10 protein-coding genes and 1 pseudogene are annotated in these 14106 nt (G+C 34.9%); 10 read left to right on the top strand and 1 reads right to left on the bottom strand.

Translation table 11 applies throughout. The features are described 5' to 3' along the window. The first annotated feature begins 53 nt into the window (after nt 1–53). The 4 genes and pseudogenes from NSQ89_RS18500 to NSQ89_RS18485 form a co-directional block, all read left to right on the top strand. Nucleotides 54–1082: an ABC transporter substrate-binding protein gene (locus NSQ89_RS18500; RefSeq protein WP_047944413.1), complete on the top strand. Its 1029-nt coding sequence runs from the start codon at nt 54–56 to the stop codon at nt 1080–1082. A gap of 24 nt (nt 1083–1106) precedes the next feature. Then, the gene (locus tag NSQ89_RS18495) at nt 1107–2189 is read left to right on the top strand and encodes an ABC transporter ATP-binding protein (RefSeq protein ID WP_047944412.1); all 1083 of its coding nucleotides are present in this window, start codon (nt 1107–1109) and stop codon (nt 2187–2189) included. Between the two features lie 3 nt (nt 2190–2192). Then, on the top strand, nt 2193–3854 hold the full coding sequence (locus tag NSQ89_RS18490; RefSeq protein ID WP_186325630.1) for an ABC transporter permease: 1662 nt from the start codon (nt 2193–2195) through the stop codon (nt 3852–3854). 856 nt (nt 3855–4710) lie between these two features. Continuing rightward, a pseudogene (locus NSQ89_RS18485) lies at nt 4711–4824 on the top strand (excalibur calcium-binding domain-containing protein); the annotation flags it as partial. Nucleotides 4825–4922: 98 nt separating this feature from the next. Here the strand turns inward: NSQ89_RS18485 and NSQ89_RS18480 are convergent. Then, nucleotides 4923–6311, bottom strand: coding sequence for a PTS transporter subunit EIIC (locus NSQ89_RS18480; protein ID WP_061798088.1), 1389 nt, complete (start codon nt 6309–6311; stop codon nt 4923–4925). Nucleotides 6312–6611: 300 nt separating this feature from the next. Here NSQ89_RS18480 and NSQ89_RS18475 point away from each other — a divergent pair, with 300 nt between their 5' ends. From NSQ89_RS18475 to NSQ89_RS18450, 6 genes are all read left to right on the top strand, one after another. Then, nucleotides 6612–7811 carry an enolase C-terminal domain-like protein gene (locus NSQ89_RS18475; RefSeq protein ID WP_047943818.1) on the top strand — a complete coding sequence of 400 codons (1200 nt, stop codon included), beginning with the start codon at nt 6612–6614 and terminating at the stop codon, nt 7809–7811. A gap of 117 nt (nt 7812–7928) precedes the next feature. Further along, nucleotides 7929–8645, top strand: a complete 717-nt coding sequence (locus NSQ89_RS18470) for a GntR family transcriptional regulator (RefSeq protein ID WP_235844466.1) — start codon at nt 7929–7931, stop codon at nt 8643–8645. A gap of 610 nt (nt 8646–9255) precedes the next feature. Continuing rightward, nucleotides 9256–10920, top strand: a complete 1665-nt coding sequence (locus NSQ89_RS18465; protein WP_095258369.1) for a sugar ABC transporter substrate-binding protein — start codon at nt 9256–9258, stop codon at nt 10918–10920. A 121-nt stretch (nt 10921–11041) separates the two neighbouring features. Beyond that, on the top strand, nt 11042–11998 hold the full coding sequence (locus tag NSQ89_RS18460; protein WP_047943822.1) for an ABC transporter permease: 957 nt from the start codon (nt 11042–11044) through the stop codon (nt 11996–11998). Nucleotides 11999–12014: 16 nt separating this feature from the next. Further along, the gene (locus NSQ89_RS18455; protein ID WP_341133175.1) at nt 12015–12896 is read left to right on the top strand and encodes a carbohydrate ABC transporter permease; all 882 of its coding nucleotides are present in this window, start codon (nt 12015–12017) and stop codon (nt 12894–12896) included. A 68-nt stretch (nt 12897–12964) separates the two neighbouring features. Next, nucleotides 12965–14095: a glycosyl hydrolase family 8 gene (locus tag NSQ89_RS18450; protein WP_047943823.1), complete on the top strand. Its 1131-nt coding sequence runs from the start codon at nt 12965–12967 to the stop codon at nt 14093–14095. Nucleotides 14096–14106: the final 11 nt, after the last annotated feature.

Below are 14106 nucleotides of genomic sequence, written 5' to 3'. Positions count from 1 at the left end.
GCGTTTGCTTATATATTATCCTAAACATATCAATGATAAGGAGAGGATAATAAATGAAAAGATATTGGAAAATGTTCATTTTAGTAGTTGTGGGTGTATTAGCACTAACTGCTTGTTCATCTGAAGAGAAAGCGGGAGAAGGAGCATCGGATAAATTAGTTATTTACACACCAAATTCAGAAGGGTTAATTAATGCGACAATCCCTGCATTTGAAGAAAAATATGGAATCAAGGTTGAGTTAATTCAAGCTGGTACAGGAGAGTTATTTAAAAAGTTGGAAAGCGAAAAAGACTCTCCAGTGGCGGATGTAATGTTTGGAGGAACCTATACTACTTATGCTCTTCATGGAGAATTATTCGAAGAATATGTTTCTGCTGAAAACGAAAACGTAATAGAGGAATATCGTAATACTAATGGATATTCTACTCCATTTACTTTAGATGGAAGTGTACTTGTTGTAAATAAAGATCTGACAAAAGGAATGGATATTAAAGGATATGCTGATTTATTGAATCCCGAGTTAAAAGGAAAAATCTCTACAGCTGATCCAGTTAATTCATCAAGTGCATTTTCTCAATTAACGAATATTTTACTTGCAAAGGGCGGATATGATTCAGATGATGCCTGGAATTATGTAGAAGATCTCTTTACAAATATAGATGGAAAAATCAACTCTAGTTCTAGTAATGTATATAAAACAGTGGCAGATGGAGAGATGGCAGTTGGGTTATCTTATGAAGATCCGACAGTGAAGTTATTGAATGATGGAGCGAATGTTGAAATTATTTATCCAGAAGAAGGTACGGTTTTCTTACCTGCAAACTCAGCGGTTGTGAAAAATGCCAAAAATATGGATAATGCGAAAAAATTCCTTGATTTCATTATTTCTAAAGATGTTCAAGAGGTACTAGCAAAATCAACAACTAATAGACCAGTTAGAGATGATGTAGAAATCGGAGAAAATATGAAGCCGCTTGCAGATATTAAGACATTAACAGAAGACTATGAATATGTTATTAAGCATAAGGATGAAATTGTCCAACATTATAATGAAATATTTGTTGATATTCAATCTAAATAATGAGAGGCCAGGAGGTGAAAGAGAATGAGTTTTATTAATATAGAGCATGCCAAAAAGGAATATGGAGGAGTAGCGGTAATTCCAGATCTAACCCTGAACATAAAAGATGGATCATTATTTACCCTATTAGGTCCATCTGGATGTGGGAAAACAACCTTACTGAGAATGATAGCTGGTTTTAATTCAATAGAAGGAGGAAACTTCTATTTTAATGAGAACAGAATAAATGATAAAGAACCAAGTAAAAGAAATATTGGAATGGTATTTCAAAACTACGCAATCTTTCCTCATTTAACGGTAAGAGAAAATGTAGAATTTGGTTTAAAACAAAGAAAACTTACGAAAGAGGAAATCCAACAGAGGACGACTCAATATTTGAAATTAATGCAAATTGAGCAATATAGTGAGCGGAAACCAGAAAAATTAAGTGGTGGACAACAGCAGCGTGTTGCGCTAGCACGTGCATTAGCAATAAATCCTGATGTACTACTGATGGATGAACCGCTAAGTAACTTAGATGCTAAATTAAGACTTGATATGCGCCAAGCTATTAGGGATATCCAAAGAGAAGTGGGAATAACAACCGTATATGTTACCCATGATCAAGAAGAAGCCATGGCAATTTCAGATCAGATTGCAGTTATGAATAATGGAGTAATTCAGCAAATTGGAAGTCCGAAAGAATTATATCACCGCCCAGCTAATGAATTTGTTGCTACCTTTATTGGGAGAACTAATATACAAGAAGCGAAACTAGTTTCCACTGGAGATAGTGCCACAATAGAGTTCGAAAATGGTTTTAATCTTCCCTTTGATGAACTAGCCAGCGAACATAGTCAAAGAGTTAGAGTGAGTATTAGACCAGAGGAATATGTAAGAACAAAGCAAAATCCTGATACTATTCGTGGCGTAATAACTGATAGTGTCTACCTAGGAATGAATACGGAATATTTCATTCATCTGGATACAGGAGAAAATATTCAAGTAAGTGAAGAGTCAACATTTGAAGAGGATTTGAAGGCTGGGGATGAAGTCTGGCTGGCGATAAATAAACAAAAAATCAATATATTTACTGATGATGGTTCACGTAATTTATTGGGGGTGTAAATAATGAGAAACAAGTTTAAATTTAATATTTGGACCGGATCCTCCTTATTTATCCTTCTTACGTATACCGTTTTCCTTATATATCCGGTATTAATGATTTTAATACAAGCGTTATTTATAAATGGTTCCTTTTCATTAAAATACTTTGTTGAGTTTTTCTCTAAAAGTTACTACTCGGAAACATTAATCAATAGTTTTAAAGTTTCTATTTCTGCAACGTTCTTTGCTTTAGTAATTGGAATAACTTTAGCTTATTTATTTTCCATGTTTCAGTTTAAAGGAAAAAAAGTGCTGCAAGTATTAATTATTATAGCTTCCATGTCAGCACCCTTTATTGGTGCCTACTCATGGATCCTATTATTAGGAAGAAATGGAGTCATTACTAAATTTTTAGTGGAATATCTTCATTTTCCTCCATTTGATATTTACGGATTTTCTGGAATAACCCTAGTTTTTACTTTGCAGTTGTTCCCGCTGATTTTCTTATATGTTACGGGTGCCTTCAAGAGTATTGATAATTCGATTTTAGAAGCAGCTGAGAGTATGGGATGTACAGGAATAGCTCGGTTTTTCAAAGTGTTATTACCACTGTTGATTCCTACCATTTTAGCAGGAGCTTTACTAGTTTTTATGCGGGCGTTTTCTGATTTTGGAACCCCGATGTTAATTGGAGAAGGTTATCGAACTTTCCCGGTGTTAATTTATACGCAGTTCATTAGTGAGGTAGGAGGAAATGCAGCATTTGCAGCTTCTTTAGCTATTATTGCAATTGTTATTGCCTTAGTAATATTTTTAATTCAGAAGTATGTGTCCAATAAAAATTCTTTTAGTATGAGTTCGCTTCACCCTGTGCAGCCCAAAAGTATGAAAGGATTTAAGAAACTTTTTGTTTATATAGTAGTTTATGGCATTGTATTTATTGCGATGCTGCCACAATTTTACCTGATGTATACCTCGTTTTTAAATACAAAAGGGATGGTATTTCAAGAGGGATATTCTTTTAATAGTTATATAGAAGCATGGGATAGAATGGGATCAGCGATAATTAACACGATAAGGATACCTTTCTTAGCCCTAGTAATAGTAGTTATTTTTGCTATCTTTATTTCTTATTTAGCGGTAAGGAAACGTAACCTATTTACATCATTGATTGATAGTTTAAGTATGATTCCTTATATTGTTCCTGGCACTGTTTTAGGGATAGCCTTATTAGCATCATTTAATACGGGAATAGGTGGAAGTGGAATAATCGCAATTACTGGTACAGCGTTTATTATGATTATTTCTTTATCTATTAGAAGATTGCCGTATACGATAAGATCATCAGTAGCCTCCTTACAGCAAATTCCACCTTCTATTGAGGAAGCGGCTGAAAGTTTAGGCAGTAGCCGGTTAAATACTTTTATCAAAATAACCGTTCCAATGATGTTGCCTGGCATTATCTCTGGAGCAATATTGAGCTGGATTACCATGCTTTCAGAGCTTTCTACGTCCATATTGCTATATACGGTGAATACCAAAACAATGACAGTAGCAATTTATACGGAGGTAATTCGGGGGAATTATGGTATTGCAGCAGCACTGTCTACAATATTAACGATAATAACAGTTCTCTCTCTCTTAATATTTATGAAAGTATCTAAAAATGATAGTATTACGCTATAACTTTTGCCTATAGATTAACGAGTAGTTGTTTAAGAGAAGTAGATGCAAATCAAAGAGGCTCCCATCTCATCAAATCTGCGTTATATTGGTTTTGTGAGATCGGAGTTTTTTGTATTGAGATAGTAAAATTAAAAGGAATATGCAGATTTTGTCGAAAGAATTTTATAGAAATATAGGAAAAACTACCGATAGTAAATTGGTGGGATTTACTTCTTAATGACTACTTTTCAAGTTATAGGAAGAGACTCCTAAATATAATTTTTTGGAGGACAGCATGATTGGCTTAGGACTTATAGGATTATTATTAATGGTATTTGCGCTTATTTATTTCGTTATCTATTTACTTAACAAGGTGAGAGGCAGAAATCCAATTCTTTCAAAGAAAATATTTTATTTTTCCTTAATTGGTGGTTTCTTATTAATGATTCTTTCGGCTTCTTTTCTTGATACAGGAACTCAAGGACAATTACAAGAGGCAAATGGAAAGAATAGCAAATTAGAGTCAAAAGTAAAGGAATTAAAAACAAAAGCAAAAGAGCTTGAAAATAAAGTCGTAGAACTTGAATCAGATAAAGAAAAACTTACAACTGAGCTAAGTGATACAAAAGCTAAGCTCTCTGATAGCAAGAATCAAGAAAAGGAATTTGCAGAATACAAAAAATCACAAGAAGAAAAAATTGCTAACTTAGAAAGTGAAAAGAAGGAGCTTGAAGAAAAAGTAAATAACTTAGAAGACAAAGTGGCTGCGGCGAATACACCATCAAATTCTTCAACGAAAGCTTCGAATTCTGGCAGTACTGCTAGTTCAAAAAATAATAATGCAACTGCTTCTACTGTTAATTCAAGCAATAATAATTTTGCTAATTGTACGGAATTAAGGTCTGTCTATCCAAATGGGGTACCAAGCTCTCATCCTGCTTATCAGTCTAAAATGGATAGGGATAAGGATGGGTATGCTTGTGAGAGATAAGAAATCTTTCATTAATTGATACATATTTTAATTGTACTATACATTCTTATGATTAATAGCTGTCTCTTTGTAGAGACAGCTATTTTAGTAGCTAGCATTTAAAGCTTCTGTGTATCAGAAACAGGCTCATTTACATCATTAGTATCAGCTTTTTTAATCGTAAAGTAGGCAATCAAGAAAGCGGTTCCGATGGCAATAATAATTCCAGCTATCGCATATGGGAAGTAAGGACCAACATAGGCAACTAGACTTACGATACTAGAAAGGATATAGCCATATATTCTCACTCCAGCAGCGGCAAAGAAGGTTGCAGCAATGGCACTTCCGATTGTACATGCAATAAATGCTTTTTTATTTTTAATTAATACACCGAATAAAGCAGGTTCTGTAATGCCGAGTAGTGCTGATATAGTTGCAGAAATGATAATCGATTTCTCCATTTTATTTTTTGCTTTAAAGAACATAGCAAAGGTTGCTCCAGCAATTGCCATATTGGTCATAAACATCATTGGCATTAACATATCATAGCCTTTATCGGCGAAGTTTTGCAGGGCGATTGGCGTGATAGCATGATGCACGCCGAATACAATTTCAATGGGTCTTGCTCCTCCCATTACAACACCAGCTACTATAGGCGAAATATCAAATAAAAGTTCGATAACATAAGCCAATGCCTTACCGACATAACCACCCAATGGTCCTGTGACAATTAAAGAAAAAGGAATAGCAATAAATAGAGCCAACGTAGGTGTAAATACCGTGCGTAAAACATTTGGCATGAAACGATCCACCCATTTGTGAATATGACTTAACGCCCAAACCGAAAGGATAACAGGTATAACTGTACCAGAATAATTAATAACTGGAATCGGTAACCCGATAAATTGAAATTGACTTATTTCTCCTAATTTAGCTGCATCCAATAAGGTTGGATACATCAATCCTCCAGCGATGGCAATAGCTAAGTATTGATTGGTTTTAAAGATTTTTGCTGCTGATGCTGCTAAAAAGAATGGTAGAAAGTAAAAGACACCGCTTGCAACTAAATCTAAAATAGTGACAGTTTCACTTTCCTTGGAAAGAATATTTAAAGCAATGAGTCCAGCCAATATCCCCTTTATCATTCCAGCTCCGGCAATAGCAGGAACTATTGGTCCGAAAACACCTGAAACAACATCTAGTAATCTGCCAAAAACTCCTTTTTTCTTGTCACCCTCTTGTGCTTCTGACTTATCCTCATCTATTCCTAACTCATCGATGATTGCTGTATAAAATTTTTGCACATGCGTACCAATAATGATTTGATATTGATCGCTTTGTAATTGTTCTCCGATTACTCCATCCAGTTGTTTTATTTGCTCTCTTTTTATTAACGACTGGTCATATAAATCGAAGCGTAAACGAGTCATACAATGCCAAACTTTTTTAATATTACTGTTACCGCCAACGTATTCAATGATCTTTGAAATCGTGTCTTTTTCCCTCATAGTTTCATAGCATCCTTTCCTTTTACATAAATGCGGAAAACGTATAACTGCACTTTGATTTGACAAGGAAATCATAGCACAGCTCTTTCATTTTTGAAAACGGTTTAAAAAAACCAAAAAAATGAAGAAATCCTTATAAAATAAGGCGTTTATTCGATTTTTTTATAAAATTGGTATGGTAAATTAACGCTATATTATGACTTGCCTAACCAAATTGACGCTTCATTTTTCCTATGTTTAAATTTAAGTATTAATTGGCTTTGATTTGACAAGAAGAAGCAAAGAGAGAAGGAGATTTTGGTGGAACCGACAATCATAACAGATATAAAATCTTTTGTAACCAATCCACATCGGCATAATTTAGTTGTCGTGAAAGTGGAAACTGATAAAGGGATTTACGGATTTGGATGTGCAACCTTTCAGCAGCGGCCTTTAGCAGTTCAATCCATTCTTGACGAATATCTTAAACCTTTACTATTAAATAAAGATGCCAATCATATTGAAGATTTATGGCAGATGATGATGGTCAATTCCTATTGGCGCAATGGACCGGTAATGAATAATGCGATTGCCGGCATCGACATGGCCTTATGGGATATAAAAGCAAAGCTTGCTAATATGCCTCTTTATCAATTGCTAGGCGGAAAATCTAAAAATGCGATTGCCGCATATACCCATGCTGACGGATTAACACTCGATGAACTTTTTGCCAATGTAGATGAGTTAATCCAAAAAGGATATCGTCATATTCGTTGCCAGTTAGGAAAATATGGTGGGAAAAATCAAAAAATGCATTTGACGAACGAACTAAGTGAAGGGGAATATTTTGATCCAGATATTTATATGACAGATGTCATTACCATGTTTAAGGCACTTCGTGAAAAATATGGCTATTCTATTCACTTCTTACACGATGTTCATGAACGGTTATTTCCAAATCAAGCCCTTCAGTTGGCAAAAGAACTGGAACCATATAAGCTTTATTTCTTAGAAGATATTTTGCCGCCTGATCAAAATGAATGGCTTTCCCAACTAAAAGCACAATGTACGACACCTATTGCGACGGGAGAACTTTTTAATAATCCAATGGAATGGAGAAATCTAATCGTTAATCGACAAATTGATTATATACGATGTCATGTTTCCCAAATTGGTGGAATTACCCCAGCACTTAAGCTAGCTGCTCTTTGTGAAAATTTTGGTGTACGCATTGCGTGGCATGGGCCTTCTGATATGACGCCAATTGGGGTGGCGGTAAATACGCATTTAAATATTCATCTTCATAGCGCGGCTATTCAAGAGATTCAGGAACCAGATGAAACGACAATGAAAATGTTCCCGCATTCGGTAAAAGTGCATGAAGGTTATATTTACCCAATTGAAAGAGTGGGAATTGGCGTAGAATTTGATGAGGAAATGGTGAAGGAATACCCTGTTATCTATCGTAAACATGAGTGGACACAAGCACGAATACCAAACGGTGCTATTCATACACCATAATAGAAGTTAAGAGAGAGGTCTTAGTAAAAGGGATCTGTCTCTTTCTTTTATTTTTAAGAAATAAATATATGTTAGAATGATGGGGCGGATGAAACCTATTCTGTTTGAGAGGTAATAATGATGAAAAAAAGAGACTTTATAGCAGAAGATATTTTAAGTAAGATTTATCAAAATAAATACAAAGCCGGCGAAAAGATCCCAACGGAAAGAGAACTGGCAAAACATTATGATGTATCAAGATACACTATTCGTGAAGCACTAAAAAAGCTTGTGAATATAGGGTGTGTAAAAGTTATTCAGGGTTCAGGAATTTTTGTAAAGGAAACACGATATAAAAGCCCTTTAATATATAATTCACTCACAGAAAGAAAGTTTAAAGATATCCAATCAAAAATTATCTATTTTAAAAAAATAGAGGCAGATCATGCATTAGAAAAAATATTTGACTTAAGTGGTAAAAAAACAAAAGTATGGGAGTATAAACGCGTTCGTATTGTGGATTTTCAAAAAATGCAAATAGAAACAACAAGACTTCCTTGTGCCTATTTCCCAGATTTAGAGGAGGAAGCAGTAAAAAACTCCGTTCATGAGTATGTCCAGCAATGTGGCTATCAAATCTCTCATTTTATTACTACCTATAGTGCTATAAATGTCAGTAAAGAAGATGCCGAGCTGCTTAATTGCAAAAAAGGTACAGCTGCTATGAAGATTTTTAATAGAGGAATTCTGCAGAATGGCACCGTTTTTGAATATAGTGAGATGATAAATTTGGACTACTCCGTTTCTTATTTCACTCCATTTAATCCATATAGTCATCAGTATAGGAAGAATTAGGGGGAAATATTTGTTTTTTTCCTCCAAAGGAATAGGGACTGTAAACAATGTCCCTTCAGACAGTAGATAAACTCCTGTATTTTGGAAATAGAAGTTTGAGTAAAGTATAGATTATTAATGTCTTTGAATTAGGGTGTTGTTTTCCGCTCCGGGGGTTCGCGCTGAGCCGCGGTCTGCCTTCAGCCTGCAGGGTCTCAGGCTGCCTCGCTATCTCACCCCCCTCTGCTCCAAGCAACGCATGAAAATGGGTTTCTACTTCTTCCATATCTTTTTGTCGACAAACTGTAAGTACTTTAAAATCTCCCATTTATTTGTATATCAATAAAACAACCTTCCATACCTCCTTCACCATATCATTAAAATCCTCTATATTTTTGGATGAAAAATCCAAAAAAATAAGACAAATTAAATAAATCATGGCTTTTTTGAGTAATCTCTTTAGAATGTATGGATGAAAACATTGGTTACATTTGTTATGGTTGATTAAGAAAGCGTTTTCTTTTTTGGAGTGAAAAGGGGGGAGGATAAGAAGGACCTTGCTATCTTTAATTTATAGGGAGTAAATACATCTTTATTTTTATTGGTTGAACAATTATCCGGAGGTGTACAGATGAAGAAGATACTATCCGTTTTATCTTTGTTTTTAATAGGTTTATTAGTGCTCTCGGGCTGCGAATCAGATAAGGAAACATCGTCAAATGTGGATGAAAATGGAATAAAAACTTTTACTGCATTTATGGCTGTGCCTGGTAAAGAATTACCGGATGATAATAGAATGATGAATAAAATTGCTGAAAAAATAGGAGCGAAAGCAGATGTTACATGGTTAACAGGACAAACGGCTTCCGAGCGAATCGGTGTAATGATTGCAGGAGGAGAATATCCTGATTTTATTGATGGATCAGATGGTACAGCTGCATTAATCAATGCTGGTGCATTAATCCCATTAGAGGATTATTTAGATGATTATCCCAATATAAAAAACTTGTATACGGATGCTCAATGGAATCAAATTAGGAATGAGGATGGCCATATTTATATTATTCCGCAATTTGGTGTCGTTAAAGGGCAGAATATGGCAGTTAACCATAGTGATGAAGCGTTTTGGATTCAAAAGCGTATTTTGGAATGGGCTGATTATCCTGAAATCACCACATTAGATGAATATTTTGATCTAATTGAAAGCTATCTTAAAGAAAATCCTACTTCAGAGGATGGCCAGAAGAATATTGGATTTTCCATTTTGTCTGATGATTGGAGATATTTCTGTTTAGAAAACCCACCGCAATTTTTAGCGGGATATCCTAATGACGGAGCTGCGGTTATTGATCCTGTAACAAAGGAAGCAAAAGTTTATGATCAAATTCCAGAAGCAAAAGAGTATTACAAAATCCTAAGTGAGAAATTTGCCAAAGGAATAGTTGATCCAGAAACTTTTACGATGTCTTATGATCAATATATTGCAAAAATTTCTTCAGGGCGTGTATTAGGAATGGTTGATCAATATTGGCAATTCCAAGATGCAGAAACTTCTCTTAAATCACAAGGTTTAGATCATCTAACTTATGTTCCGCTTGATTTAGTCTTAGATAAAAATGTTACACCGCAATATTTTAGCCCGCCAACATTAAATGTTGCAAATGGCCTTGGCATCAGCATTAGTAATAAGGATGTTGAGGGCTCCTTGAAGTTCCTAAATGACTTACTTGATCCAGAGATTATGGTTATGAGGACTTGGGGAGAAAAGGGTGTTGATTATGAAGTAGATGATAAAGGTTTATTCTATCGAACCGAAGAACAACGTAAAAACGCAAAAAACCAGAATTATGTAACGAATAATTTTTCTGATTATAATTATTTCCCGACATACACTGGAATGATGGAAGACGGAATCAATGCTGTATCTCCAGGTGAACAGCCAGATGAATTCTATGCTACTTTATCTGATTTGGATCGAAAAATTCTTGATGCTTATGGCTATAAAAAATGGACAGATTTCTTAACACCAGTGAAGGAAAACGCACCTTGGTATCCTATTTATTCAGCGACAAATGGATGGACTGCCAGCACACCAGAAGGAATTTCAAAAGAAAAAATGACGGAAGTAAAGCAGCAGTGGTTACCAAAAGTTATTATGACACCACCAGATAAGTTTGAAAGTGCTTGGAGTGATTACATGGATGCTTATAATTCTCAAGTTGATGTAAAGGCCTATGAAGATGCCTTAACAAAGGAAGTACAACGAAGAATTGAAGTCTCTGAATCTACTAATTAACAAGGCTGGTAATGATTATTTAACGAAATATTGGGATGCGCCCTGAAATATAGGACGTTTTCCCAATCCCTTTCGTATTAAAGAAAGGTGTGTGTAAAAGGTGCAGCAGGAGAAACCGGTAATGTTAGAAACTGTCGTACAGCCATCTCCGAAAAAGGTAAGTTCTTTAAAAAAATTATTTAAAAAATGTAAAGAGCAAAAGGAATTAGTGTTACTATCTATCCCATTTGTAATTTATGCATTAATTTTTTATTATGCTCCTCTTAGTGGCTGGTTAATGGCTTTTCAAAATTATCGGCCAGGAAGAGGAATATTTGAACAAGAATGGGTGGGGTTAAATAATTTTAAATTTCTCTTTTCTGATCCTACATTCATTAATGTAGTCCGTAATACATTAGCAATGAGTATGATAAACCTAGTGCTAGGATTCATTTTTTCCATTGGATTTGCACTTCTCTTAAATGAGGTAAGAAATAAAACAGTCAAAAAGTTTATGCAAACCGTATCGTATCTTCCTCACTTTTTATCTTGGATTATCGTGACAGGAATTGTAATGGAAGTTTTGTCTCCGGAAACAGGCATTATTAATCAATTATTGTTAGTCTTTGGCATAATTGATGCACCTATTAACTTTTTTGCAGATCCCAAATACTTTTGGTGGATTGTAGGCTTTGCAAATGTATGGAAATCAACTGGATGGGGGAGCATTATTTATTTAGCGGCAATGGCATCGATTAATGAAGAACTGTATGAGGCAGCATCTATTGATGGAGCAAATCGCTTAAGAAAAATATGGCATGTTACACTGCCGGGAATTAAACCAACTATCTTTATTCTCTTATTAATCAATATTGGAAATATATTAAATGCTGGATTTGAAGTTCAATATTTATTAGGCAATGGATTAGTTCAAGGAGTATCGCAAACAATTGATATCTTTGTATTAAAATACGGAATTAGCTTAAATAATTATTCATTAGCTACAGCTGCTGGAATATTTAATGGAATAATTAGTCTTACCTTAATCTTCATTGCTAACCACTTAGCGAAAGCAGCGGGAGAAGAAAGACTATTCTAAAGGAGGATGGAGAGTGATGAGAAAGGTCTATTATTCTGATGTACTTTTTGATATTTTAAAATGGATTTTTTTACTGTTTTTTATTCTTGCAACACTGTACCCCATTTTAAATACGCTAGCAGTTTCCTTTAATGATGGATTAGATTCTATTAAAGGAGGAATTTACCTCTTTCCAAGAGAATTAACACTTGAAAACTATATAACTGTATTAAAAAAAGATACGCTTATCCAAGCTTCTATTATTACTGTTGCGAGAACGGTAATTGCCACAATCGTTCAATTATTTCTAACTGCTCTTTTAGCCTATATATTAAGCAGAAAGGAATTTGTATTTAGAAAATCTATTACATTACTTTATATCTTTACTATGTATTTAAATGCGGGTTTGATACCGAATTACCTTTTGATGAGTAAGTTAGGATTGTTAAATAGCTTTTGGGTGTATATTATTCCGGGAATGATAAGTGCGTTTAATATGTTAGTTATCCGCACGTATATTAATGGATTACCGGAAAGTTTAGTGGAATCTGCCAAAATGGATGGTGCATCTCATTTTAGAATATTTATAAGTATTATAATGCCGTTATGTAAACCAGTTTTAGCAACAGTTGCGTTATTTATAGCAGTATATCAATGGAACTCTTGGTTTGATGCGATGTTATACAACGGATTTAATGATCGATTAACTACATTACAATATGAATTAATGAAACTGCTTTCTTCTGTTACGAATCAAGGTGCAAATGTGGATTCCATGAAAAACTCGTCTTCTATGGTCACTCCTACATCAATACGAGCCGCAACCACAATTATTACGGCATTGCCGATTGTTTGTCTCTATCCCTTTTTACAAAAGTATTTTATGAGTGGACTAACAATAGGTGGAGTAAAAGAATAAAGATGTTAAAAATAAATGATGGAGGTGAGCTGCCTTACTATCAGGAAGTGATAGTTCGGTAGATTAATATGGTAAAAGCATTTCAGACGGGAGAATATACTAATTTATTTAAAAAATATGGCTATCAAGAAGAGGAAATTAACAATCGCTTAGCGCTCATTTGGCAAACGCTATTTTTGGGAAAGGAAGAGGAACGAATTTATTATGAAACAGATAACCAGATGGGATATGTGGTAGATACGGGCAATAACGATGTAAGGACAGAAGGTATGTCCTATGCAATGATGTTAAGTGTGCAATTAGATCAAAAGGAAGTATTTGATCGGTTATGGAAATGGACAAAAACATATATGTGGATGGATTCTGGACTCCATGCTAACTATTTTGCATGGTCTGTTTCACCCGAAGGAGTAAAAAATTCCTATGGACCAGCTCCCGACGGAGAAGAATTTTTTGCAATGGCATTATTTTTTGCTTCGCATCGCTGGGGAGATGGAGACGGAATTTTTGAGTATTCAAAAGAAGCGAAAGATATTCTCCACTATTGTATTCATAAAGGAGAAAACAATGATGGCTTCCCGATGTGGAATCCTGAAAATAAGCTTATTAAATTTATTCCAGAAGTAGAATACTCTGATCCATCTTATCATTTGCCACACTTTTATGAACTCTTTTCCTTATGGGCAAATGAAGAGGATCGTGATTTTTGGAAGGAAGCAGCTGAAGCGAGTAGAAGCTATTTGCTAAAAGCATGCCATCCAGTTACGGGGCTTACGGCAGAATATGCCGATTATGATGGAAACCCCTACTATGACAGCGAACATTTCTACTTTTATAGTGATTCGTATCGGGTAGCGGCTAATATTGGGCTCGATTACGAATGGTTTGGCAAAGACGAAGAATTAAGAAATTGTGTGGCAAAGATTCAAAAATTCTTTTGTGAAACAGTCAAAGGGGAAGAGGATTACGTTTATGCTATAGATGGAACAAAGGTGGAGCAGAAGGTGTTACATCCTGTTGGACTATTAGCAGCAAATGCGATGGGTTCCCTTGCAACAGCAGGAAAGTTTGATTATGCGAAAGAGTGTGTAGAGAAATTTTGGAATACCCCACTTAGAACGGGAGAGCGAAGATATTATGATAACTTTCTTTATAGCTTTGCGTTTTTATCGTTAAGCGGAAATTATAGAATATGGTAGTGCTATTTTTG

The sequence above is a fragment of the Niallia sp. FSL R7-0648 genome, assembly GCF_038007005.1.
GTDB classification, from domain to species: domain Bacteria; phylum Bacillota; class Bacilli; order Bacillales; family Cytobacillaceae; genus Niallia; species Niallia circulans.
This window is presented reverse-complemented; position numbering and strand designations above follow the sequence as displayed.